Consider the following 24,134-nt stretch of genomic DNA (forward strand, 5'->3'; position numbering starts at 1 on the left):
ACCATCCGCACTGCCCCCGCCTTGAAGGCCTCATCGTAACGCGGCGGCGCTGGGTGCTTTCGTTCTTTGGTTGACATTTTTCATTACCCCTTTCCATTATACAGATTGTTTTTCTGTCCGGCAAATCGGGTATGGGGGCAAAACGATAAAGCTGGATAACAGCCCGTGTTTGTGGTATGCTGTGGGTGCAGGAAAATTTCCAAACGCGGGTTGTTTCACATCGAAGGAGGTTCTTTTTTGAAACAGCCTATCTACAATACAGCATTATATCTAAGACTGAGCCGTGACGATAAAACCTACGGCGACAGCGTAAGCATTGAAACGCAGCGTGCCATATTACAGCAGTATGCACAGGATAACGGTCTGCATGTCGTGGACGAATACGTGGACGATGGATGGAGCGGTACAAATTTCGAGCGTCCAGATTTCCGGCGTATGATGAAGGATATCGAACTCGGGAAAGTCAACTGCGTGGTCACAAAGGATCTCAGCAGGTTGGGCGTGAACACATCATGATGGATTACTACCTTGAGTTCATATTCCCGGAAAAGCGCGTTCGGTACATTGCGGTGGCTGAGAATGAGGATACGGAAAAAGTTCTCAGTGATTTCGTTCCTTTTAAAAACCTGTTCAATGAATGGTTCGCAAAGGACACCAGCCGAAAAGTGAAGGATGCGTTACGCACCAAATTCAAAAACAAGGAGCGTGTCTGCGCATATGCCATCCTCGGATACAAAAAAGACCCGTCTGCCAAGAACCGGATCATCCCCGATGAGGAAACAAGGTGGATCGTGGAAAAAATCTATGAGACTGCCTATTACGGGGCCGGTGTGGCGAAAATCACACGGATACTGACAGAGGAAAAGGTGCCCACTCCCAGCTGGCTGAATTACCAGCGGTACGGGAATTTTGCGAATATCTACAAAAATGCGCCGGAGTCCAAAAAGTATGCATGGACGATCGCCCAGGTCAAGAGCATCCTCAAGGATGAGACGTATATTGGAAACACCATCCATTACAGAGAAACAAACATCTTATATAAAAACAAAAAGCGTATCCGTAAGCCACAGGAACAATCGCTACGGGTCGAGGGAACGCATGAGGCGCTTATTTCCAGAGATGTATTTGACCGTGTCCAGGACTTGAGCGCGAAGCGACGCAGAAGCCAGAAAAACGCGGTCACGCAGATTTTTGCAGGGCTGGTAAGATGCGCGGACTGTGGATGGTCGATGCGGTTCGCTACGAACCGGCAGAACAAAACGCCGTACAGCTATTACTCCTGTACCTATTACTCACAGCATGGGCGTGGTTGGTGCTCCTCTCACTATATTCGCTATGATGTTCTGTACGCTTATGTGCTTTCCCGTCTCCAATACTGGTGCCGACAGGCGCAAATAGATCGCAAACGGCTGCTGGAGAAAGTGAAAGACAATGTTGGGGGCGAGTGCACAGCACAGACCAAAGCAAAACTGACAGAACTCAACCGTCTGGAAAAGCGTCGGAGTGATGTAGATTCCCTGTTCACACGCATGTATGAGGATCGGGCTGCAGACCGAATCACGGAACGCAATTTCACCATGCTGCTGGAGAAATACCAAGCAGAACAACAGCAGCTGGAGATCCGGATACAGGACCTCAAGGCGGAACTCTCACTGCAAAAACAAGCGGCGAACAACGCCGAAAAATGGCTGGCCATTGTGGAGAAATATGCGACTCCCACGGAACTGACCGCCGAACTGCTTAATGCCCTTATTGACAAGATCCTTGTCCATGAGGCTGAGGTGGGACCCGATGGCATTCGCCAGCAGGAAGTCGAAATTTTTTACCGCTTTATTGGCCGTTTAGACGGCCAATCCCTCAGCCGTTCCTCTATCCCCGACCCGGTGTCTTTGCCTGTGTGATACCGGACTGAATTATCCGGATATTGTATTGTTCCAGCCCATCTCCGAGTTGCTTGGGCGTCCGCTTTTGCAGCTTTTCTGCAAGGACGGGCTTTCCGCCGAGCAGGCCGTGGCGGCGGCGGCGGCGCTTTCCGCACAGGAAAAGCAGGCCGTCAGGCGCGACATGAAATGGCACGCGGTATTCCGCCTGGCGGCCGCCCTGACGCTGTCCGCTGCGCTGGTCTATGTTTCCCGCGTGCTGGATCTGCACGGCATTTACGGCTGGCCGCAGGGGTGTACCATGGGAATGCTGCCTTTCACCGGCTGGCTTGCGGGCGACGCTGTTTTTACGCTTCGGCAGATAAAAAAGCTCTGACAGGGTGGAAGAACGCCAAAAGGCCCGGCGCTGTTGCGCCGGGCCTTTTGGTGAGCGCCGCACCGGATTATGTCTTTGCGCGCGATGCCAGCTCTTCATAAACTTCCTTTGTCTTTTCCTCTGTTTCGCCGTTGAATACAGTGGTCTCATCCGCTCCGTGCCGCACGACAACGGCGCAGCGCACACGGTTGTGGAGGTACAGCCGGTATGCGCCGAATTCATCATTGGTAAAGGTACCGCTGGATATTTTTCCGGTCCCGGTCCCCCAGGTACGGCTTCCCTTGTCAAAAACATCGCGCCATTCCACGCCGGTGATCTCCGTGTATGGGATAGACGCCCTGTCCCCGATCCCTCCGGAAAGCTCCAGCGCCGTTCCGGTGAGCTTTACACTCACACCGGAAAACACGACGACGGCCATGGCGAACACGATGGACGCAATGCCGATCACGCCGCCGATCACTCCGCCGGCCTTCTGTATCCGCGCCTCCCGTTTTTTCATGTTCTCCGCCACTGTTCCCGCCTCCTTACAGCTTCTGCAGGATACGCGCGCCGGAACCGCACAGCCAGTGCCAGCCCAACGCCGCGCCCGCCAGCAGCACCGCGGCCGCGGCCAGGCTGAACCACACGAAGCCCAGCAGCTTGCCGCCAACAGCCCACAGCAGTGCGCCAAGCCCCACGACCAGCATGCCGCCGAAAATGCCGATCATTGATGAGGCAGACTGCTTCACCACAATGGTGTCGTTTTCACAATCCAGACGCGGCAGCCACAGGTTGACGGCCAGCCCCGCCACCGGAATGAACAGTCCCATGCACACACACAGTGCCAGCAGCGCCAATGCGTCCGGCGCGGACAGGCCCAGCCCAAACCACAGCAGAAGCACGCTCAGCGTCGCGGGCACGTCGGACACCAGCACGTTCACCAACGCCTTTGCGCCAAACAGCTCACGGGGCGGGACGGGCGCTTCCTTCAAAATCCACAGCGTACGGCCCTCTAGACTGATAGAGACACACGCGGGATTCACTGTCGCCTGCATCAGGCAGACAACGGCCGCCAGCATGGGAGCCACCGCCTGCACGCCGCCCATCTGCGCAACAAGCAGCGCCGCCTGTCCCCGCACGAACAGCACGTATACCGAAAAGCCCAGCAGCATCACCGCGCCGATCCCGGTGTTCAGCAAATAGATGGTGGTGCCAAAATAGCGGCCGCATTCCTTTTTGAACAGCGCCGCAAACCGGCCTCCGGCCTTGACCTCACGCAGCCTGTAATCGCTGCGCGTCACATGGCTGGCAAGGCTGGACAGGATTCGCTTGTACTGCGTGCTCATACCCCAGACAAGCGCCAGGAAGGGCGCCAGGCTGATGAGCAGAAAGCCCAGCAGCGCGCCCCAGCTGCCCACAAGGCCGTCCAGCAGCAGGCCCAGCGGCAGCAGCCAGGTATGCAGCGTGCGCCGCACGCCCTCGATGTTTTGCAGCAGCGCCGCCGCCAACGCATTGATCTGCAGGCTCCCCACCAGCACCACCCCCGTCAGCACGATGCTGAGCACCGTGCCCACCAGGGATTTGTGCTTCATACGGCCGGAAAAATAGGCGATCACCCAGCCCCCCAGCAATGCCAAAACGGAAGGCAGCAAAGGCAAAAATAATGCGGCGGCAAGCAGCCGCACACAGAAGCCCGCAGCCTGCCCCGCTCCCAGCCCCGCATACACCAGATAAGCCGCGCCTGTGGGCAGCATCCACAGCCCGCAGAACACAAGATTTTCCAGGTACAGCGCCAGGATCTTGCTCAGCATCACGGTAAAGGCCGGCACCGGCAGCGCCAGCACGATATCGCTGTCCTTGCCGCCGAACACAAGACCGCTGGCTGCGAATAATGTAAACATCAGCGACATCACGCAGGCCATCAGCGCCATCAAAGGCAGCACCATCTCCACGATGCCCACCTCCGCCAGCATGGAGGCCAGCAAAAAGCTGTACACGCCGGAAAGGTACAGCGCCAAAAAGGCCATCAGCAGCAGCGCGCCCAGGCCGCCCGCGGCCTTCTTTTTGCTGCTGCCCGCTCCGCTGCGAAACGAAAACGCCCGCAGCATCGCGCGGAAATTCAGCTTCAAAAGCACCCACAGTTTACGCATATGCACCGCCCTCCTGCGCCAGCTCCAGGAACACCTGTTCCAGACTCTCATCTCCAACAACGGACGCCGTGGTGCCCATTTTCACCAGTCGGCCGCCTTTTATAATGGCAATGCGGTCGCACAGCTTTTCCGCTACCTCCAGTACGTGCGTGGAGAAAAACACCGCGCCGCCTGCCGCGCAGATCTCGCGCAGAAAGCCCTTGAGCACGAACGCGGCCTGCGGGTCCAGCCCGACAAAGGGTTCATCCAAAATCAGCAGCCGCGGCGCGCGGATAAGCGCCGAAATGACAGCCAGCTTCTGCTTCATGCCGTGGCTGTATCCGCCGATGGGGCTGCCCAGCGCGCCCGTCAGCTCGAAGGCATCCGCATACTTGCGGATACGCTCTTCGCGCACGTCTTTCGAGATACCGTAGATGTCCGCAATGAAAGCCAGATATTTGATGCCCGTCAAAAATTCGTACAGATCCGGATTGTCCGGCAAAAACGCCGTCACCTGCTTTGCCGCCACGGGTTCGTCCTTTACGGAATGCCCGTCGATGACGATCTCTCCCTCGGTAAAATCCAAAATGCCCGCCACGGCGCGCAGTGTTGTGGTCTTGCCTGCGCCGTTGTGGCCGATAAAGCCCATGATCTCGCCTGCATTGACGGTCAGCGACAAATTGTCAACAGCCTTTTTGCCGCCTGCATACGTTTTTGAAAAGTTGGTGATGGTCAGCATGATACCCTCCGTTCCGTCCGGCTGTGCGGACAAAAGGCGCGGCATTTTGCCGCGTCTCATTTAGATGAATTTCTAAATGTAGTATAACACAAAACCCGCACCTGTCAATAGGTGCTGCACGATAAAGACGCATTATAAATATGGGGATATACTGTTTTGGGAAGACGCAGGCAGCAGAGTTACCCGCACCGTTCTTCCGCTATACCGCAGCGGCAGTGTCAAACAGGTGATTCTCCATATTCAGTTCTTCATCGGGGAGCTTTCATCCCCTGATCGGAAAGCTGTCCTTTCCCTTCGCCTCCGCTACAAGCCTACATTTTCCCTCGGCGTTTTTCTATATTTTATTCCTGGCGCTCACACATACATTCGCAAATAACCAGAAGAAGGGGCCGTGGCCAACCGCATAGCTTTCTTCATGGCGCCGATGCCGTGGAACATGCGGGCCAGCCCGACAAACGGGTACGCGCCCGGCTCATACTTGCCAAAGCCAGGGGTAGGTCACATAGGCAGCGGCCGAGCAGGGGCTGGACAAGTTCATCCTGTCCCGCCCCTGCCCGGCCGCTCTCCGACTCACCCAATCAAGAAACCTGGAATGAAATTTCATGTGGCATCTGTGTCTCAATTTACAAAGGCAGGCCAAACGGGGCCTGCCTTTGTAAATTGTTGAAATGGCGCGCTGTCAACCCAGCTGAATCCCCAGCTCGGAGGGCAATGCCCGGTTTTCCGCACAGTGAACCAGCATCTGCTCCAGATTTTTAACACAATAGAAATCATCCGTATCCGTATGCACCGGCTGCACCAGCTCGGAACGCACCGGAGTGATAGGGTTTTGCTGCACCAGACGTACCGCGTGGATATGCGGCAGATCCGCTTCCACACCGCAAAGTGGCGGGTCACCGCTGTCAACCGCCTGAATCGCATCCATCAGCTTCTGCATATCGGCGCCTGGGGCCACGCCGCTGTAATCAAAGGCGCTTCCATCCGCCATCACTCCGCGAAATACCGGCTTTTCCCGGGTGTAAGTGATGGTGGCGTTTTCAAATTCCAACACGCCCACCGGCCCCCAAAACTCTGTGCGGATCGGGTGCGCCGTATAGTACAGGAGCGGCAGCCCCTGTGCCGTTTGAAACCGCAGCGCGGCAATGTCATAGTTTTCAATCGTGGGATTCGCGCGGTACAGCTCCGCCTGCACGCTCTCGATGTCACAGGCTGTACGCATTGTCGGTCCCAGCAGAAAGGTCAGCATCTGAAAATGATGGGCACACGCGTTTGTAAAGGGACTGTCGAATACTTCCCGCCCCTGGCAGGTGATCCGCCCGGCCCAATTGTTGCGTGCATAGTAAGCGGCGCCGCGGCGGAAGCCATGGTAGACGGCGATGTGCTTTGCCTTGCCGAAACGCCCAAGCAAAATATCGCGCTTGAACGCCTGTACGTCCCGGCGGTAATTGAGCTGATAGCCGATGCAAAGGAATTTTCCCGTCTTTTTACTGGCTTCCTGCATGGCGGCGGCTTCCTTTACGGTCAGGCAGAGCGGCTTCTCGCACAAAACGTTCACGCCATGCTCCAGGCAGGAAAGTACCATATCGGTATGGAAATGCACCGGCGATACGAGCACCGCCAAATCGGCGCTGTCTTTGGCAAAAAATGCGTCCAGAGTAGGATAAACAGGGATCTGCCGCTGCCGTATCTGCGGCACGCGCTCTGCAAGATTGGGATCAATATCACAAATGGCCGTAAGCTCCGCCCCCATATCCTGAGACGTCAGAGCTTCTACATACAGCCTGCCGTATCCGCCCGCCCCTACAAGCACAACGCGCGGCCTTGTTTTTGACATAGCAATCTTCTCCTTCTTTCCAATTGGTTATTCCCGCAGCTTTATGCGGTAGGTGCTCACTTCAAAGGGCCGGACGTGCAGCTCGGCCTTCAAGGCTGCGGCCCTGCCGACAGGCGTTTCCAGCAGGTCGCAGGGTATCAGCGTCTCCACCGGCAGATCGGAGCGGATGTGGAAATACGTATCAGCCTTCTTGCTTTCGTACAGGCGCAGGATCAAATCTCCGCTTTCATCATCCGCCCGCTTCACCGTGTCGATGACAACGTTCGCCGCGTCGGTGGAAAAGGCAGAAAAGGCCTGCAGGCTTCCCGCTTCAAGCCAGACGGGGTCGTTGAAGGCCGCCGCCTGCTGTACAACAGGCGCCTGTGCAAAGCTCTCGCTCCAAGCCGTAAACCCGTAGCGGAAGCGATGCTCCCCCTGGTCACTGGCCATCTCCGGAGAGGCCGCAGCCCGCAGCAGCGTCAGCTCAATGCTGTTCTGCTCTACTCCGACGCCGTATTTGCAGTCGTTCAAAACCGCACATCCATGGCTGTTATCGCACAGGGCCGTGTAACGGTGGTTGCATACCTCAAACCGCTGCTGGTCATAGCCGCGGCTGCGATGCGTCGGACGTTCCACATAGCCGAACTGAATCTCATGGATCGCATTTTCAGCCCGCACGTCTACCGGGAATTCCACCTTCAGCAGACGGTGAAGCTCCCGCCATTGAATCGTGGTGTCGAACTCCGCCACCGGACTTCCTGTACGCAGGGTGATGACCTGCGTAACCGCCGAGCGGCCAATGCTCCCGGTCCAGCGAACTGAGACGGAAAAGCCTTCCTCTTTCAGCAGTTCAAGCGTGTCGGCCCGTGCGGTGCAGGCCTCTTGTTCGCGGTAGTTGCTGTCAATGTCCCATGCGTCGAAGATGCGGGGTACGTCCTTGTACATCCGCAGGACGTTCATCGGACGGCCCGCCGCCATCTCACGCCCATCCAGCGTATAGGAGATCACATGTCCCTGCCGGTCCACCTGCATCGCCACGCGTTCGTTCTGCAGAAGGACGCCAGTCTCCAACTGCTTTGCAAACGCCCTGGGCTGGCTTTGGCCGCCCCCTGCGGGCAGCAACGTCACCGCCCCCAGAGCGGGCAGCGTTACCAACGCCTGCGTGCCGCACACTGCAACCGGCTCACCCTCGGCAGTCTGCGCACCGTGCGCGAAAGCCCGGGGCAGAGCAACGAGTTCCTCGCGCGCAAAGCTCAAGCCGTTGAAGACCGTTACGGCATCGTCCTGTTTCACAGGGCGGAGCAAGGCCCGGCGGGCGTCGGTGCACAGCGTCTGCGCGTCCCGCTGTAACGCTTCAAGCGCCTGGTTCGCTTCATTATATACCCTGGCAATGGAAGACCCCGGCAGAATGTCGTGAAACTGGTTGAGCAGCAGCGTTTTCCATAGCCTCCGCGCCTGTTCGGCATCATATGGGTGGCCGTGCCGCGCCGCCAATGCACCCCACAATTCCATGTGGTGAAGCGCGCGCTCACTGAGGCGATTGTTTTTCTTCACAGAAGCCTGTGTGGTGTATGTACCGCGGTGAGCGTTGAAGTACAGCTCTCCATCCCAGGTGTTTTGAGGCCCGCCCTTGGCCTGCAGGGCCTCAAAGAATTCCAGCGGGGAACACATCTCTACCTTGGGCATCCCTTCAAGGTCGCGTTCCCGCAGGGCATACTCAATGTGGTCCCGGCACGGGCCGCCGCCGCCGTCTCCGTAACCGAAGGGGATCAGGAAATCTTCCAGATGCCGCTTTTGCACCCGCTTTTTCCAAACGCCGCATAATTCCTTCGGATCGGTCCGGTAGGTGTAATTGGTAGGCAGAAAGGACACGACCTGGCTGCCGTCCATGCCCTTCCAATTGAAGTAATGATAGGGAAACGGGTCGCCTTCGTTATAGCTCCAGAAAATTTTCTGGGTAACCAGATACCGAACGCCGCAGCCTGCCAAAAGCTGCGGCAGAACCGCGGAGTAGCCGAACGTGTCCGGCAGCCACAGGACCTGGCTGTCAATACCCAGCTCATCGCGGTAGAAGCGCTTGCCAAACACCAGCTGCCGCACCAGCGCCTCGCCGGAAGGGATGTTGGTATCCGGTTCCACATACATGGCGCCCTCCGCGATCCAGCGGCCGGACCGGACGGCGCTGCGGATGCGTTCATACAGCTCGGGGTAATGCTCCCGGCACATCTCGTAGGCGGCCGGCTGGCTTTGGATATAGCGGTATTCCGGATATTGTTCCAAAAGACGCAGCTGGGCGGCAAATGTACGCGCCGTCTTTCGGTGAGTCTCTTGCATAGGCCACAGCCAAGCCAGATCCAGATGAGAATTGCCCACTGCCGCCATCAATGGTGCCGTGGAACCATTGTGGCATTCCAGCAGAGGCCGCAGCGAGGCACGGGCTTGGCGGTAACACTCGTCCCGCGTTTCAGCCGGTTGTTCAAAATCGACGATGCGCGTATACCGCTCCAGGCCGTCGGCGATCTGTGAAGCCCGCAGCGAATCTTCCGGCAGCTCATCCATCAGCATGGACAGAGTGGAAACATCCATCCAGAGCTGGTAAGCATTTTCGTTCCAGATGCCAAAGGTATTGCGTCCCATCCGGCTGCGGCAGCCTTCCGCCGCAGGGTCCTGCAAAGTTCCGGGAAGCACCGGTCCTGTGCTGCAGCCTCCCACATCCGGAAAATAATGCCCCGCGTACACCTCAAACAGAAGTGAAAAACGCTCCCCCGGTTGGGCACAATGGGTCAAAATATTGTCACAGATATAATGGTGCGGTACACTGACCCATTCGGCCCGGCGGGTGCCAAACGCTTTTCCGTTCACAAAGAGCGTGGCCTCGCCTCCAAGGTCCAGCTCCATGGCAACCGTTTTGTTGGCTGCCGCTTCCGGCAAGGTGATGTCGGCGCGGCACCACATATATTCCCAAGTGTGCCCCCAGGCCATTCCTTCCTCCATCGGGCAAAACGGTCCCTGCGCGGCCTGGCCGGGCGTAAGATGCCGTATGGTGGTAAAACCGTCAAATTGGATGCTTTCAAGCGGACTGTAAAAATCGCTGGCCAAGACACGCTGCCAATGGGCCAGCCGATCCCTGTATTCGGAATGAAGCAAAGACATGGCGTATTCCCCCTTAAGATATGTGTGATACGGAAAGGCCTTCCGACACTGGAAAGCGGATTTCTGATATGATACAATTTACATATTAAATTCAATAAAACCTCTCCGGGCATAGCATACAGGAGATTATAGGGATACACAATTCACAAATTCGTAAATTGTTGACAAAATTTCGACTTTGTCTTTCGGAGGCATGCTTTTGGGCAGCAGGATGCGAAAAGGCTCGAAAAAATGAACAGAAAACCGAAAATCTGAATTGACATTGATATACCCGCTTATTTATCCTAATATAAAAAGGAAGAAGTTTATGCAAAAATTGATTCGGTTCTGGCAGAATCTGCGCTTACGCGCAAAGTTTTTGCTGATTCTGCTGGTTGGCATTGTGCCGGTCGGCATTGTCGCCATCGTGACCCTCTATATCCCGCTTCGAGCCTACGACAGACAGCTCTACAAAAGCAGCGCTCAGATGATTTCCCTGTTCGCAGAGCAGATTCAGGACGAACTGATGAACTTTGAGGATATCAGCTACCGCATCCTGACAGATACTGCCCTTCAGGAAAACCTGTCCATCATAAAGGAGGCAGCCCCCGGCACACTGACGTGGATCAATGCTCAGACAAAGGTCGCAAACCGGGTGGCCTATTACAGCCTGTGGTTTTCGAACGCCGTCAGCTTTCAGCTAAAAACCAGCAGGGGCAATTCTTACAATCACTTTTTTGAAGCATCTGCGGGCAGCGACGAATTGACAGAAGAACGGATCACCGCCGCTGTCAACCATCGGGGGCGTTTTGTCTGGCTTACGGAAGAGGGGGCGCAAACCCGTCTGTTTCTTGTACGGGAGATTCGTGAAATGCAGGATATGGACCTGGATACCCTGGGCTGCCTGCTGATCGAAGTGGATTTCCCCGCACTGGTGGAGCAATACAACCACAGCATGGCACAGATGGGCGTGATGCCGCGGTGCGCTGTTTATAATGACGGGCTTTGTCTGTACGCCAGCGACGCGGCCATCCAGACTCTCGGTGTGGGCGAAGACGGCTACACCTATATGAAGCTGGACGGCCAGCCGATGCTCTGTGTCCGTTACACGTCCAGCAATGGGATGAAGTATGTGACATTAGTGGATTACAGCGGCATCCGGGCCACCACGCTGGTAGCGGTCAGCGTTACCATCCTTTGCATTCTTGCCGCAGTACTTTTAACATTGGCCGTCAGCACCGGGTTGATCGATAACATTCTGAACGATCTGCAGCTCCTTTTGCAGAAATTTGACGCCTTTGCCATCAGCGGAGAGCCAATCACCACCCATAACAGCCCATATCAGGGGCGGCTGGACGAGATTGGCGACCTGCACCGCGGTTTTGATTGGATGACCCGCGTATGGACTCGAGTCAACCATGAAAAAGAAGAACAGCGTCATCTTTTGCAGGAAAAGCAGATCCAGCAGCTGCGTGCCCAAATCCGGCCGCATTTTTTATATAACACTTTGGAATCCATCTACTGCCTGGCCCAGAATCTGGAGGACCAGCGCATCGCAGTGATGACCAACGCTTTGGGCAAGCTGCTGCGTTCCTCCCTGAATGACAAGCGGGATGTAATTACCGTATCCGAGGACTTACAGGTCACGCGCGATTACCTGAGTATCCAGCAAATCCGCTATGGCGAACGGCTGCAGGTGGAGTATGATTTTCCGCAGGATATCCTAACCTGCCGGATTCCGGCCATGACCATCCAGCCGCTGGTGGAAAACGCCATTCACCATGCTGCCGAAAAAATGCTGGACGTCTGCGTCATTCGTGTCAGCGGTGCTGCAACGGCGGATGGTGTGGATATTATCGTGCAGGACAACGGCCCTGGTACAGACGAAGACATTCTTAACAAACTGGAAAGCGGCGAGGTGCAGCCGGAGGGGCTGGGCATTGGAATGCGCAACATCCACAAGCGCGTACAGCACGCCTTTTCCGAGCAGTATGGGCTGCGTGTCTGCAGTGAGGAGGGCCAAACACAAATTATCGTTCATTTGCCGGATACCCGGCCCGAGCCGCATAACAAAGCATGAAATAGAGAAATGAGGATACCGTGTATAAACTGCTATTGGTAGATGACGAGCCTATCATCCGTGAAGGGCTGGAACGGATTATTGATTGGGAAAAGCTGGATCTTAAGCTGACGGCCTCCTGTCCCAATGCAATTGCAGCACTGGACAGCATGACCGACGATATGCCGGATATTCTTCTGACCGATATCCGGCTGCCGGGCATGACCGGGCTGGAATTGGTTCAGCGTGCGGTGACGCTGCACCCCATGCTTCAAACGCTGATCCTCTCTGGCCATGATACCTTTCAGTATGCACAGCAGGCGCTGAAATACGGCGTTATCGAATATCTGCTTAAACCCTGCTCTCAGAAAGAGATGGAGGAAGCGTTGCTGCGCGCCTGCCAAGCCGTCGACCGGCAGCGGAAAAAGGTGCTTTATCTGTATGAAGAGCGGCGTCAGCGCATCAAATCGCTGGTAGACAGCTTCAATGCCTTGCGGGAGAGCGAGGCGGATGCTGAACAGCTGGAAAAGCAGGTCGGAGAGCTTGTCAAAACAGTGGAGGATCCCAGCCTGCTGCAGGAAACGCTGGTTGCCGTAGTGATCGGCTGCATGGGCGCGGGCCAGGCTGAATGGGGCATGAACATTATTACCGACGCCCTGCATGACCGAAGGTCTCTGGAGGAACTCATCAGCCGTACTTTGCTGCGGCTGCGCAGGGAAGGGAGCGCCGCTCGCAGCAACGATTTCGTGCAACAGATAATCTCCTATACGAGTGTCCATTATGCCGACGAGTCGCTTTCCTTACAATATCTGGCGGACAAAGTCGTGTATATGAACGCGGACTACATCGGCCGTGAATTTACCCGTGCCATGGGGCAGAAGTTCAGCAGCTATTTGTTGGGCATACGCATGGAGCATGCCAAATCGCTGATGCGCGCAGATCGCTCGCTTCACAGCTATGAGATTGCTGAGAAAGTTGGTTTGGGCGATAACCCCCACTATTTCAGCCAGCTGTTCCGTAAATATACCGGTACAACGCCTAAAGACTACCGCCGTTTTCTGGATGAACAGCCGGGCAGGCCGGAGTAAGGGATAACCGCGCCTTTCCCAAAAAGCATATCAGGATCCGTTCAGGCGGGGCCAAAGTATGGCGCGCTCTTTCTTTGGCCTTTTGGGGGCGCCGGGCAAAAAGGCAAGACAAAAACCCGAAAAAACGTACAAAAAAATCAGAAATATGAATTAAGTTTTAGGGAAATCACCGCTATAATATGGATATCGCGAATAGAGATGAGCCAAACGCATCTTCCGCGAGCGGGCTGTGTTTCCGCTCATCCCTATATCACAAATCATACGGAGGTGCTCTCTAAAGTGAAGAAGAAAATAATCGCTACCCTGTGCGCCGCGTTGATGCTTTCCGGCGTCATTACCGGCTGCAGCGGTTCTGCCTCCAGCGGCTCACAGGCCGCTGCCAGTACCGGCACCAGCGCCAACACCGCATCCGGCGCCGAAGGCAAGACCACCCTGAACGTTCTGTGGTGGGGTTCTCAGACGCGCCATGAAATGACGACTGAGATGCTGGAAAAATTTGAGGAGCTGAATCCCGACATCGACGTGGTCATGGACTACTCCGACTGGGACGGCTACTGGACCAAGCTTCCCGCTCAGGTTGCAGGCGGTCAGACGCCCGACGTGTTCCAGATGGACTACGCCAAGCTGGCGGAATATGTAGAAAACGGCGTTACCGCCGATTTGAGCAGCTATATTGCCGACGGCAGCCTGGATATGAGCAACGTAGAGCAGAATATTCTGGACTCCGGCACAGTGGACGGCAAAGTCTACGCGATCTCTACTGGTACGAATGCGCCTGTTATGCTGTATCGCAAGGACATTTTGGATGAGTTGGGCTTGAGCTTGCCGATGAATCCCACAATGTCCGAGTATATCGAGGTTTCCAAGAAAGTCTACGAGGCCACCGGCCTGCGCGACACGTTCGTGACGAGCTGCTCTGCCGATAACCTGCGCTTTATCGTGCGCAACTATGGCCTGAACCTTTACAACGAAGATGCCTCCGCGCTGGGCTTTGACGATCCAAAGTATGTCGTGGATATGTGGGAGCTGGCCGTACAGTCTCAAGAGGAAGGCTGGGGCTTGATGATCGGCGAAGAGACTGCTACCACCGCCTTTGATTCCATGGTATCGGATTCCTGGAGCCGCTATCAGAACTCCAACGAGCTGCAGGCGTACCGCGATGCCACAGGTAAGGATATCAGCATGGTCATGATTCCCAACCGCGACGACGCCACCGCTTCTGCTACTTACCTTAAACCCGCCATGTTCTGGTGCGTGGGCGCCGACAGCGACGTGAAAGATGCCGCGATCCGCTTTATCAACTTCTTTGCCAACAATGAAGCCTGCTACGACATTGTCGGCATCGAGCGCGCGGTTCCCATTTCCTCCAAGATGCGCGAATATGTTGCTCCTACGCTGGATGACGTCAGCGAGGAAGTTGTTGAGTTCATCGACTATGTCAGCCAGCCGGAGATGGCTTCCCCGCTGATGAATCCCGATCCTGCGGCGCACAGCAAAGTCTCCGATCTACTGACTCAGTACTCCGATCAGGTCCGCTACGGCGAGATCACCGATCTGGAAACGGCTGCCCAGCAGTTCATGGATGAAGCAAACGCGATTCTGGCTGCGGAATAAACGGCCTTTACAAGGCCAAAGGCGTCTGAGCCGCATCATCCAGGTCCGGCGTTCTCCATAAGGCCGGACCGGTATACAAAGATACGATGCTCTATCGCGCCGAAGGGAGCTCCTTCGGCGCGTTTCTTAAAGTCTCCCCAAAATCTGTGAAAGGAGCCGTTGTCATGACGAAAAACACCGGTCTCAAACACAAATGCGGCACTTTGCTGGATCGGGACAATGTGGCGGGGTACGTGTTTATCCTTCCTTTTATCATCGGTCTCGTCGTATTTACCGCCATTCCGTTCTTTACCTCGCTGTATCTGGCATTTACGAAGTACAACGTCTTGTCCGACCCCAAATGGGTGGGACTTGCAAACTTCAAAGAGATGTTTTTTGAGGACGAGCTGTTCTGGACCTCTTTTAAGGTAACCTTCAAGTTTGCCCTCATCCAAGTACCTGTCAAACTGACGGTTGCCCTGCTTGTAGCCATGGTCCTGGCCCGTGCGACCCGCGTGACCAGTTTCTACCGCGCGGCGTTCTATATCCCCTCGCTGATGGGCGGCAGCGTTGCCATCGCTCTGCTGTGGAAGCAGCTGTTTTCACCCAAGGGAGTCATCAATCAAATTTTGGGCTTCTTCGGCCTTTCGGATGATACGGCATGGCTTGGCAATCCCAAAACCGCGCTGGGAACGCTCATTGCGCTGGGCGTCTGGCAGTTCGGTTCTTCGATGCTGATTTTTCTGGCGGCCATTAAAAACATCCCGTCAAGCTATTATGAAGCCGCCATCGTGGACGGCGCCGGCCCTGTGCGCCGATTCTTTTCCATTACGCTTCCTCTGCTGACCCCCATTATCTTCTTCAACCTCATCAACCAGGTGATCGGCGCTTTCCAGGCGTTCAACTCCAGCTACCTGATCACCAAGGGCAAACCGCTGAACACCACGCTGTATTATGGAGTTCATCTGTACAACAAAGCCTTTAATCAGTTCGAGATGGGCTACGGAAGCGCCATGGCTTGGTTCATGCTGCTGATCATCGCTTTCTTTACGGCTCTGATTTTCCGCTCCTCCAGCGCCTGGGTTTATTATGAATCGGAAGGAAGGTAAAACAGAGATGATCAAATCTATCACACATAGCTTTTCCGCACAGCGCAAGCTCGGCACCTTTTTTTACCACGCTCTGATGATCGTCGTCAGCTTCCTGATGCTGTACCCGGTTCTGTGGCTGGTGGCCTCTTCTTTTAAACCCAACGGTGACATTTTTTCCACCGCTACGTCATTGTTCCCCGAAAACTTTACACTGGAGCATTATATCAACGGCTGGAAAGGCTTCGGAGGTTATACGTTCACAACTTTTTTCTCAAATTCACTTTTGGTAGCGCTTCTGTCTGCCGTGGGCATGATGGCTTCCTCCGCGCTTGTCGCTTTCGGCCTTGCGCGTATCAAATTCAAGGGCCGCAATATCTGGTTCGTGCTGATGGTCGTCACCATGATGCTGCCCGGCCAGGTTATGATGATCCCGCGCTTTGTGCTGTTCAACAGCATGGGCTGGGTGGGTACCTATCTTCCCATGATCGTTCCCTCCTTCTTTGCCAGCGGGTTCAATATCTTCCTCATCATGCAGTTCATTCGCGGCATTCCCCGTGATATGGACGAAGCGGCCAAAATCGACGGATGCAGCTGGTACGGTGTATTTTTCCGTATCATTGTCCCCATGATCGTGCCTTCGCTGGTAACGGTTGCCGTGCTGACCTTCATGTCCAGCTGGGAGGATTTCATGGGCGCTCTGCTTTACCTGAACAAACCGGAAACCTACACCGTCGCATATGCGCTGAAGATGTTCAACGACAGCTCCATGTCGGATTACGGCGCTACCTTTGCCATGTCCGCCGCCTCGCTGGTGCCGATACTGGTCCTCTTCTTCTTCTTCCAGAAAAATCTGGTGGAAGGCATCTCCATCCAAGGCCTGAAAGGCTGATTCTCATCAACGATAGACAAGGAGGCACATTTTATGCCTTGTATTGACCGGCTCCCTGCAATCCCTCTGCTGGCGTCCGACCCATACCTTTCCATTTGGATGCCCGCAGACACCATGACCCAAACAGACGCCTGCCACTGGAGCGGCCCCGCAAAGCCGATTCGCGGCGTGCTGACCGTAGACGGCGTGGCCTGCCGGTTTCTCGGTGCGGGCCCCGAGCCCGAGGCCGGCCTGACTGAGTTAAAGGTGACAGCCACCCGTACCTGTTTTACCAGTGAATTTGCCGGCGTGCGGCTTGAGACCTGTTTTGCTTCGCCGGCTCTTCCGCAGGATCTGGATCTGCTCAGCATGCCCGTCACCCTGGTGACGCTGTCCGCAGTTTCTCTGGATGGCGCAGAGCATGACGTTCGTGTGAAACTGCATCTGTCCGACCGGCTGTGCTATGATGGAGATATCCGCCCCGCCATGTCCGGCGCGTCTTTTGTTCTCAACGGCAAAAATACCGCCTGGTGCGGGCAGACTACCCAGAAGCCGCTGAGCCACTCCGCCGACCATTCGACCATCGACTGGGGCTATCTGTACCTGAGCGCCGACGGCGAGACCACGCTTGTGGGCGACGGCCTGCAGACCTGCTGTTCTCTCTCAGCGGGCGGCCCTGCCGCGCAGCTCATCATCGCCTACGATGACATCGCCTCTATCAACTATTTCGGCGATCTGTGCAAGCCCTGGTACCGCCGGGATGGCCGGCAGATCACCGATGCGATCCGTTGTGTGCAGGAACATTTTGACACGATCCTGAACGACTGCACCCGGCTGGACGCGCGGCTGGCAGAGGATGCCCGCAGCGCGGCGGGCGAGGACTACGAGCGGCTCGTCAACGCTGCGTGGCGCCACACCTTTGCCGCCCACAAGCTGATTGCCACGCCGGCGGGCGAGATGGCGTTTCTCTCCAAGGAGAACGACTCCAACGGCTGCATCGGCACCGTGGATGTGAGCTATCCTTCCATCCCGATTTTTCTGAAGTATTGCCCGGAGCTGGTCAACGCTCTGTGCCGGCCCGTGTTGGAATTTGCCTCTATGCCGGTGTGGACCGAGGATTTTGCCCCCCACGATGTGGGCCGCTATCCTCTGGCCACCGGCCAGGTCTATGCCGCCCGCAGGCACGTCGGTCAGGGGGAGTGCTATCCGCCCTACTACCTCTATCCCGCCGGGACCGATGTGTGGGACGTCCGCTATCAGATGCCGGTGGAAGAATGCGGCAATATGCTCATCATGCTGGAGGCAGGCCGCGCCTTTGGCGCAGACCCCGCGCTGGCCAAGCAGTATCGCTCCCTGCTGGACACCTGGGTGCAGTACCTTGTAAAATACGGGGAGGACCCCGACGAACAGCTTTGCACCGATGACTTTGCCGGGCATCTGGCCCACAACGTGAACCTGGCCGCCAAGGCCATCATCGGCGTGGCCTGCTATGCCCGCCTGACCGGCGAGGAGTCCTATGCGAAACAGGCTAAGACCATGGCGGAGCATCTGCTGGAGAAAATCGGCGACAAGGGCAATACGCCTCTGACGCTGGACGGCCAGGGCTGGAGCATGAAATACAACCTGCTGTGGGATAAGGTGCTGGGTCTCGGCCTAATGCCGGAGAGTTTTTACGCGGCGGAGACTGCCAGCTACCTGCCCCGCATCAACACCTACGGTCTGCCGCTGGATTCCCGCGCCGATTATACCAAGTCGGACTGGATCTGCTGGACGGCCCGCATGGCGGACGACGCGGCCGTTCGCACCGCATTGATCGCGCCCATTGCGAAGGAACTGCGGGAAACCACATCCCGCGTCCCCTTCTCCGATTGGTACGACACCAAAACCGGACGCTATGTGGCCTTTATCGCCCGCAGCGTACAGGGCGGCATCTTTGCACTGATGCTGTGAAATCCATAAAAAGCAGCCGCCGCACAGAACAGCTGTTCTGTGCGGCGGCGTCTTAAACGTTTGAAGCCTTAAGGGCGGGGACCGAGAGGAAACAGCTCCCCCCTTCCCCGCAAAATGCAAAGGAGATGCTATAAAATGGAACTGCATCTGCCCCCGAAGCCCACCCCCACAGTATTGCCGGGAGAATTTCGGTTTGCTGCGGCCGGATTGGCCCATGGACATATTTACGGCATGGTGAACGGCCTGCTGGACGCCGGAGCGGAGCTGGTGGGCGTGTGGGATGAGGACTTGAAGAAAGTTTCCGCATTCCAAAGTGCCTTTCCGCAGGCTCATGCTGCATCCTGTCTGGATGAGCTGCTGGATGCCCACGACATTTCCCTGATCGTCAGCGCCGCGGTTCCCAGCGAACGTTGTCCGCTGGGGCTTCGCGTCATGGCGGCAGGCAAGGACTACTTTGTTGACAAAGCCCCCATGACCACGCCGGACCAGCTGGCCGCAGCCCGGCGTGCCGTGGTGGAAACCGGCCGGAAATATATGGTCTATTATTCCGAACGACTGCACAACGAGGCTGCAACGCTTGCCGATGAGCTGATTCGCCGGGGCGAGATTGGACGTGTTCTGCATATGGAGGGCTTTGGCCCCCACCGGCTGGGAAACGCCCGGCCGGATTGGTTCTACCAAAAGGCCTGTTGTGGAGGCATTCTTTGTGATATCGGAAGCCACCAATTGGAACAGTTCCTCTATTTTACCGGAGCGGAAGATGCTGATATCACCTTTTCCCGCAAAGCCAACTACGCCCATCCCGGCCACCCGGAGTTCGAAGATTTCGGCGAATGTACAGCTGCCGCCTCCAACGGCGCGACCGGCTACTTCCGGGTAGACTGGTTCACACCGGACGGTTTGCGCAATTGGGGAGATGGACGCACCTTCATCTTGGGCACTGACGGTTATATTGAACTGCGCAAATATATTGATCTGGCCGCTGACAAAAAGCAGGAAAACATGGTTTATTGGGCCAACCGGAAGGGAGAATTTCGGTTTGATGCCACCGGACAGGTGGGGTTTCCCTTTTTCACCCGGTTGATCCGGGACTGTATCGACAGGACCGAGACCGCCATGACACAGAAGCATGCTTTCAAGGCCGCCGAACTTTGCCTAAAGGCACAGGCTCTGGCTGACGAAGAAATATAAGGCAATACCGCACAATTCTAAGTGTCGAATCGCGCCGGCAGATTTTTGTGACAGCTGCCGGAAAATCTGCAAGCGAGACGACCCTTAAGGCATCAGCCGTGAATTGTGCGGTGTTGCCATAATGCAAAAGCAAGGGCCGCCCTTCTAATTCCAGAAAGGCGGCCCGTTTTTTATTGCGGATATCCCTCTTGCCTCCGCGGACAGGGGACAGCTCACGAAGCCGAAAAAGAGCCGCATGCGGTTTCCCGTATTTTACTCGGTTTCAACAATCAGCTTTCCGTCCGGCGTGAAATGCGCGGGAGAGATAAATGCGATACGGTCCCGGCCGGTTGCCCTGGTCCGTCCGTGATAGCAAATCATCAGGGTACCATCCGTAGTGCGGAACATACAGCTGTGTCCGGTGCCCGTAACATGACGGCTCCGTTCCAGAATAGGGTTTTCTTCCGCTTTGGCATACGGGCCTAATGGGTGCGCTGAAGTAGCATAGCCCACTGCATAATCCGGCCCTGCAAAAAAATTGCCGGAATAGGTCATGTAATACCGGCCTTCATGCCTCATCAGATAAGAACCCTCATTCCAGCGCCGGCCGGTAGCCGCCGCGCTGCGTCCCTCCCATTCCTGCTCGGGGCGCAGCAGCAAAACAGGCTCTCCCTTCACACCGGAAAAATCCGAAGCCAGCTCAACACCATAGATCCAACTCTCCTCCAGGCCGTCGACCTTGTGCTCGTAGCAGCAGCGGGAGTAATACAAATAATATCGCCCATCTTCGGCGAATACGTTCGCGTCAATGATAGGGTAGCCGGGGTCAAAAATCGGATGGTCGGAAATATCCGTAAAGGGGCCGGACGGGGTGCTGGCCCGCGCCACGCCGATGCGGAAGTTTTCCAAAGCGCCGGTGGGGTTTACTTTCCAGTCTGCGCTGTAAAACAGATAGTATATGCCGTCAATCTCATAGCATTCCGGTGCCCAGAAGCATCCCACGCCCCAGCGGGAGGTTTCTTTGCCCAGAGCGGTGCCGCAACGCTCCCAGAGCTGCAGATCTTCGGAAGTGTAGATAGGAAAACCGCTGCCGTCCTCGCTCGTACAGTAGAGGTAATAGCGCCCATCCGCAGCGCACAGAATGAATGGGTCGGCGGCCGGGAACGGCAGTCGAATTGTTTTTTGCATATCGGATTCTCCTCGTTGCCCTAAAAAATCATTTCCAATGTTCCCATGCCTTCGGCGGCCCTGCCCATTATAACGCCGCTGCTGTCTTTCCGGCGGAAGACGGCTCGGCGTTTGCTCTGCTGGCTCTGGCAGCATCTTCTGTCGATAAAAAACGGCTCTGTTTGTCGGCCCAAATAGGAGCGCTGGATATGGAATTCTATGTTCGGAAAGATCATGAGCTATTTTTCCGATTTTGATTGTATCATGTAAAATACCGCAAAAACAATTCAAAAAACCTATATAGAAAAATTGTCTTTTCCATGCTTCGACTCAGCCTTATTCGAAAAGTGCCAACATACCCGATCTGTGGGGCCTTTTCCGCCATGCTTTGCTTATTTTCATAACCTATGTTCAATATTCCTGCGCCAAATCTTTGTTTTGCGCAAAACTCCCTTGCTGTTTCGCATGCCGTTAATTTTCCCTGGCTTAAACAGACTCTTGATTTCGAAAATAGCCGCAAATTGTTTTCAGGCCATTTGGGCCACTCTCCCGGCTGTGGCTGGCGCGATAAATTTTATTGCGGAGCAATAAAAAATTCAGAATGGGTTTCCCCCGGTTTATGAGAATCTATTCGGTACTCCCCAACATCTTTGGCGGCCAATCGGTCGATCAGTTTGGCCTGACAGCAACCGCTGTGTATCGGTTCCCTTCGTGTCCTGCAGCTGCACTTCCCCTCATTTTTCAAACGCAAAAATCCATTCGTCTCTTTGCCTGCAAGACAACAATGCAGACAGAGCGTTTGACGGTGCTTTCCTCCCCGGCTATTCCGTATCGGTTCGCTGCAACTTCGCTATAGCTCAAAAAACAGTCTTACCCGATTCCGCTTACAGATGCGGGCCGGGTTTTGGTAATTGTTCAGCGTTTTTTCCGTTCCGCCCGCACACACTGAAATATAGCTTCGCACCGGGCAGGAAAAACAGACAGGCCAATAGTCCCAGCTGTGCTGCCTGCCCTGCCAGAAACAGCGCCGCATAGGCTGCCGGGCCTCCTCCGTAAGAAAAATATTCCAGCAGCGCGGGCACCGTCTGCACAGCCGACACCGCCATGGCGAGCATGGCAAGCCCCGCAAGCGCACGCATGCCGGAAAGAATAAACGCGGCTACCAGAACACTGACGGCGAGCCCCACCGCTCCGCTGATCCAAAAATCCGCGTTCTGCGGGCCTGCCAGCAGCGCCGCGGGCATCAGCAGCGCGCGCACCGCCAGCCACGCGCCCAGCAGTACAAGCACCTGGCGTTTTGCCATTGCAAGCGCCGGGTCGCGGCGCGCCGGCCGCGGCAGGGCCGCGGCCTCCTCCCGTTCTGCATCAAAGGCCTGTCTGGGTTTCATTTTCTTTCGCTCCCCCCGGTATTTGCTTGTCGCACTTTACCGGCGCGGCCGCACAGGCCGCACCTTGCCCGTTATTGTCCCGGCTCGATCTCTCCCGCCTTCTGCAGCGTCCATTTTGCGACACCCGGGCCCACAAGCTCATAGATCAGCGTACCGCACAGCACCACGGCGCGCACGACCTCGGCATATTGCGGTACGACCTGCTGCGCCACCACGGTAAGGCCAATGGCAACGCCCGCCTGCGGTATGAGCGCCGGGCCAAGCCAGCGGCGCACATTGTGGTCCGCCTTCATAACGGTGGCGCCAAACCATGCGCCCGCCATTTTTCCCATCACGCGCAGCACCACATAGATCACGCCCACAACGCCGATGGACGGCAATATCGCCAAATTCAGCCCCGCGCCGGAAAGCACAAAAAACATCATAAAAACAGGCGGCGTCACATGATCGCATAAGGACATGACCTCGCTCGAGTTTTTGCACAAATTGGCGAACACTGCCCCCATGGCCATGGTCGTCAGCAGCGCCGAGATATTCAGCGCGTTGGCCACAGCGCTCGTCACCAGCACAAAAGCGATGGCCAGCACCATGCGGTTTGACTGTACCTTAAAGAACCGAAGCATCACAGTGAACAGCACGCCCAGCAGCGCGCCGCCCAGCAGCGCCTCGGCAATCTCCAGCACGGGCTTCAAGATGCTCAGCACCAGCGAAACGTCCGCCGTGCTGGTCAGCGTCTGCGCCACGGCCACAGCAATGCCGAATGCAATGAGCGCCGTAGCGTCGTCGATGGCGACAACACTGAGCAGCGTTTCGGTAACGGGCCCTTTGGCCCTGTACTGCTTGATGACCATAATGGTGGCTGCAGGCGCGGTAGCCGCCGCAATAGCGCCCAACACCAATGAAAACGGCAGCGTCTGCCCGCTGAGAACCAGCCCCAGCGTCACGAACAAAACAGCCACAAAGCTCTCAAATATGGCAATGACGATGGGCGTCATGCCCACACGCTTGAAATAGCTGAGCTTGAACTCACTGCCGATGGAAAATGCGATAAAGCCCAGCGCCACGTCCGATACGAGCGAAAGCCCGGCCACCGCGTCCGCCGAAAGCAGGCCCAGCACTGACGGCCCTATGATGAGCCCGCCGATGAGATAGCCCGTCACGTCCGGCAGTTTGAAATAGCGAATAATCTTTGCGAAGATCAAGCCGCAGAACAGCAGGATCGCAAAGTTAAAAAGCGTACCCAATTCCATTGTCTCTCACACCATAACGTCCGCAGGGGCTGCCCTTACTGGATGCCTTTCACAAAATCCACCGGCAGCGTAAACGCGATGCCGCTGTTGGGGGTATTGAAGCTGCCCGCCACCTCTTCCACGGCGGCAACGGCACGCTCCACATCCTCGTCTTTCAACACCATAAATACCGTCCGGTTCTCCTCACGGTCCGGCTCCATCATGGCCCGCAGCGAACCCAGAAACGAACCGTCGCAGTATTTGTCCAACGTCATGGCCATACCCCGGCTGGAGAGCACAGTCGCTCCGCGCAGGCCTGCATGCTCCAGCTTATTCAGTGCAGGCTCCAGCTTTTCTACCCGGTTCAGCACAAAAATCAGCATTTTCATATTCCCGGTCTGACCCCTTCCGATTCTTTATCCCTGTTTCCATCTATCAGTATAGCACTCTGCCGCACAAAAAAAAAGGGCTGCGGCGCGTACA

At 56.1% G+C, this 24,134-nt stretch carries 19 protein-coding genes; 10 read left to right on the plus strand and 9 right to left on the minus strand.

Features of this window, described 5'->3' with window-relative positions:
• Positions 1–237: 237 nt before the first annotated feature.
• Genes IIY41_RS14125 through IIY41_RS02440 form a run of 3 tightly spaced genes read left to right on the plus strand, consistent with a single transcriptional unit; the run spans position 238 to position 2,256 of the window.
• Positions 238–516, plus strand: a complete 279-nt coding sequence (locus IIY41_RS14125) for a recombinase family protein (RefSeq protein WP_502709814.1) — start codon at positions 238–240, stop codon at positions 514–516.
• Positions 513–1,901, plus strand: a complete 1,389-nt coding sequence (locus IIY41_RS02435; RefSeq protein ID WP_502709815.1) for a DUF4368 domain-containing protein — start codon at positions 513–515, stop codon at positions 1,899–1,901. The genes IIY41_RS14125 and IIY41_RS02435 overlap by 4 nt, the downstream gene beginning before the upstream one ends.
• A 28-nt stretch (positions 1,902–1,929) precedes the next feature.
• Complete coding sequence (locus tag IIY41_RS02440) at positions 1,930–2,256, plus strand: hypothetical protein (protein ID WP_287399547.1); 327 nt, start codon at positions 1,930–1,932, stop codon at positions 2,254–2,256.
• Positions 2,257–2,323: 67 nt separating this feature from the next.
• On the opposite strand, the gene IIY41_RS02445 is transcribed toward IIY41_RS02440, so the two are convergent.
• The 5 genes from IIY41_RS02445 to IIY41_RS02465 all read right to left on the minus strand — a co-directional run bounded on the left by IIY41_RS02445 (position 2,324) and on the right by IIY41_RS02465 (position 10,069).
• Complete coding sequence (locus IIY41_RS02445; RefSeq protein ID WP_009322295.1) at positions 2,324–2,767, minus strand: PH domain-containing protein; 444 nt, start codon at positions 2,765–2,767, stop codon at positions 2,324–2,326.
• 13 nt (positions 2,768–2,780) lie between these two features.
• The gene (locus IIY41_RS02450; protein WP_287399549.1) at positions 2,781–4,385 is read right to left on the minus strand and encodes a hypothetical protein; all 1,605 of its coding nucleotides are present in this window, start codon (positions 4,383–4,385) and stop codon (positions 2,781–2,783) included.
• Positions 4,378–5,103, minus strand: coding sequence for an ABC transporter ATP-binding protein (locus IIY41_RS02455; RefSeq protein WP_287399597.1), 726 nt, complete (start codon positions 5,101–5,103; stop codon positions 4,378–4,380). The genes IIY41_RS02450 and IIY41_RS02455 overlap by 8 nt, the downstream gene beginning before the upstream one ends.
• Positions 5,104–5,782: 679 nt before the next feature.
• Positions 5,783–6,937 (minus strand): Gfo/Idh/MocA family protein, encoded by a 1,155-nt coding sequence (locus IIY41_RS02460; RefSeq protein WP_287399551.1) that lies wholly within the window; start codon positions 6,935–6,937, stop codon positions 5,783–5,785.
• A gap of 27 nt (positions 6,938–6,964) precedes the next feature.
• The gene (locus tag IIY41_RS02465) at positions 6,965–10,069 is read right to left on the minus strand and encodes an alpha-mannosidase (RefSeq protein WP_287399553.1); all 3,105 of its coding nucleotides are present in this window, start codon (positions 10,067–10,069) and stop codon (positions 6,965–6,967) included.
• 307 nt (positions 10,070–10,376) lie between these two features.
• Here IIY41_RS02465 and IIY41_RS02470 point away from each other — a divergent pair, with 307 nt between their 5' ends.
• The 7 genes from IIY41_RS02470 to IIY41_RS02500 all read left to right on the plus strand — a co-directional run bounded on the left by IIY41_RS02470 (position 10,377) and on the right by IIY41_RS02500 (position 19,888).
• Positions 10,377–12,128: a sensor histidine kinase gene (locus tag IIY41_RS02470; RefSeq protein ID WP_155202592.1), complete on the plus strand. Its 1,752-nt coding sequence runs from the start codon at positions 10,377–10,379 to the stop codon at positions 12,126–12,128.
• Positions 12,129–12,148: 20 nt separating this feature from the next.
• Complete coding sequence (locus IIY41_RS02475; RefSeq protein ID WP_050004782.1) at positions 12,149–13,195, plus strand: response regulator transcription factor; 1,047 nt, start codon at positions 12,149–12,151, stop codon at positions 13,193–13,195.
• A 279-nt stretch (positions 13,196–13,474) separates the two neighbouring features.
• Positions 13,475–14,809, plus strand: a complete 1,335-nt coding sequence (locus tag IIY41_RS02480; protein ID WP_139056065.1) for an ABC transporter substrate-binding protein — start codon at positions 13,475–13,477, stop codon at positions 14,807–14,809.
• A 164-nt stretch (positions 14,810–14,973) separates the two neighbouring features.
• Complete coding sequence (locus IIY41_RS02485) at positions 14,974–15,897, plus strand: carbohydrate ABC transporter permease (protein ID WP_172726133.1); 924 nt, start codon at positions 14,974–14,976, stop codon at positions 15,895–15,897.
• A gap of 7 nt (positions 15,898–15,904) precedes the next feature.
• Positions 15,905–16,768, plus strand: coding sequence for a carbohydrate ABC transporter permease (locus IIY41_RS02490; protein WP_050004784.1), 864 nt, complete (start codon positions 15,905–15,907; stop codon positions 16,766–16,768).
• Between the two features lie 33 nt (positions 16,769–16,801).
• A complete protein-coding gene (locus tag IIY41_RS02495) occupies positions 16,802–18,697 on the plus strand; it encodes a glutaminase domain-containing protein (protein WP_058723175.1) in 1,896 nt (631 codons plus the stop codon).
• A gap of 135 nt (positions 18,698–18,832) precedes the next feature.
• Positions 18,833–19,888: a Gfo/Idh/MocA family protein gene (locus IIY41_RS02500; protein WP_009322284.1), complete on the plus strand. Its 1,056-nt coding sequence runs from the start codon at positions 18,833–18,835 to the stop codon at positions 19,886–19,888.
• 252 nt (positions 19,889–20,140) lie between these two features.
• Here IIY41_RS02500 and IIY41_RS02505 read toward each other — a convergent pair whose 3' ends face one another.
• From IIY41_RS02505 to IIY41_RS02520, 4 genes are all read right to left on the minus strand, one after another.
• Positions 20,141–21,055, minus strand: coding sequence for a glycoside hydrolase family 43 protein (locus IIY41_RS02505; protein ID WP_009322283.1), 915 nt, complete (start codon positions 21,053–21,055; stop codon positions 20,141–20,143).
• A gap of 863 nt (positions 21,056–21,918) precedes the next feature.
• Positions 21,919–22,422 (minus strand): hypothetical protein, encoded by a 504-nt coding sequence (locus tag IIY41_RS02510; RefSeq protein WP_009322282.1) that lies wholly within the window; start codon positions 22,420–22,422, stop codon positions 21,919–21,921.
• Positions 22,423–22,493: 71 nt separating this feature from the next.
• Positions 22,494–23,672 (minus strand): cation:proton antiporter, encoded by a 1,179-nt coding sequence (locus IIY41_RS02515; RefSeq protein ID WP_050004789.1) that lies wholly within the window; start codon positions 23,670–23,672, stop codon positions 22,494–22,496.
• Between the two features lie 35 nt (positions 23,673–23,707).
• A complete protein-coding gene (locus IIY41_RS02520; RefSeq protein WP_009322280.1) occupies positions 23,708–24,040 on the minus strand; it encodes a P-II family nitrogen regulator in 333 nt (110 codons plus the stop codon).
• Between the last annotated feature and the right edge of the window lie 94 nt (positions 24,041–24,134).

It is taken from the genome of Ruthenibacterium sp. (genome assembly GCF_017421385.1).
GTDB lineage: Bacteria > Bacillota > Clostridia > Oscillospirales > Ruminococcaceae > Ruthenibacterium > Ruthenibacterium lactatiformans.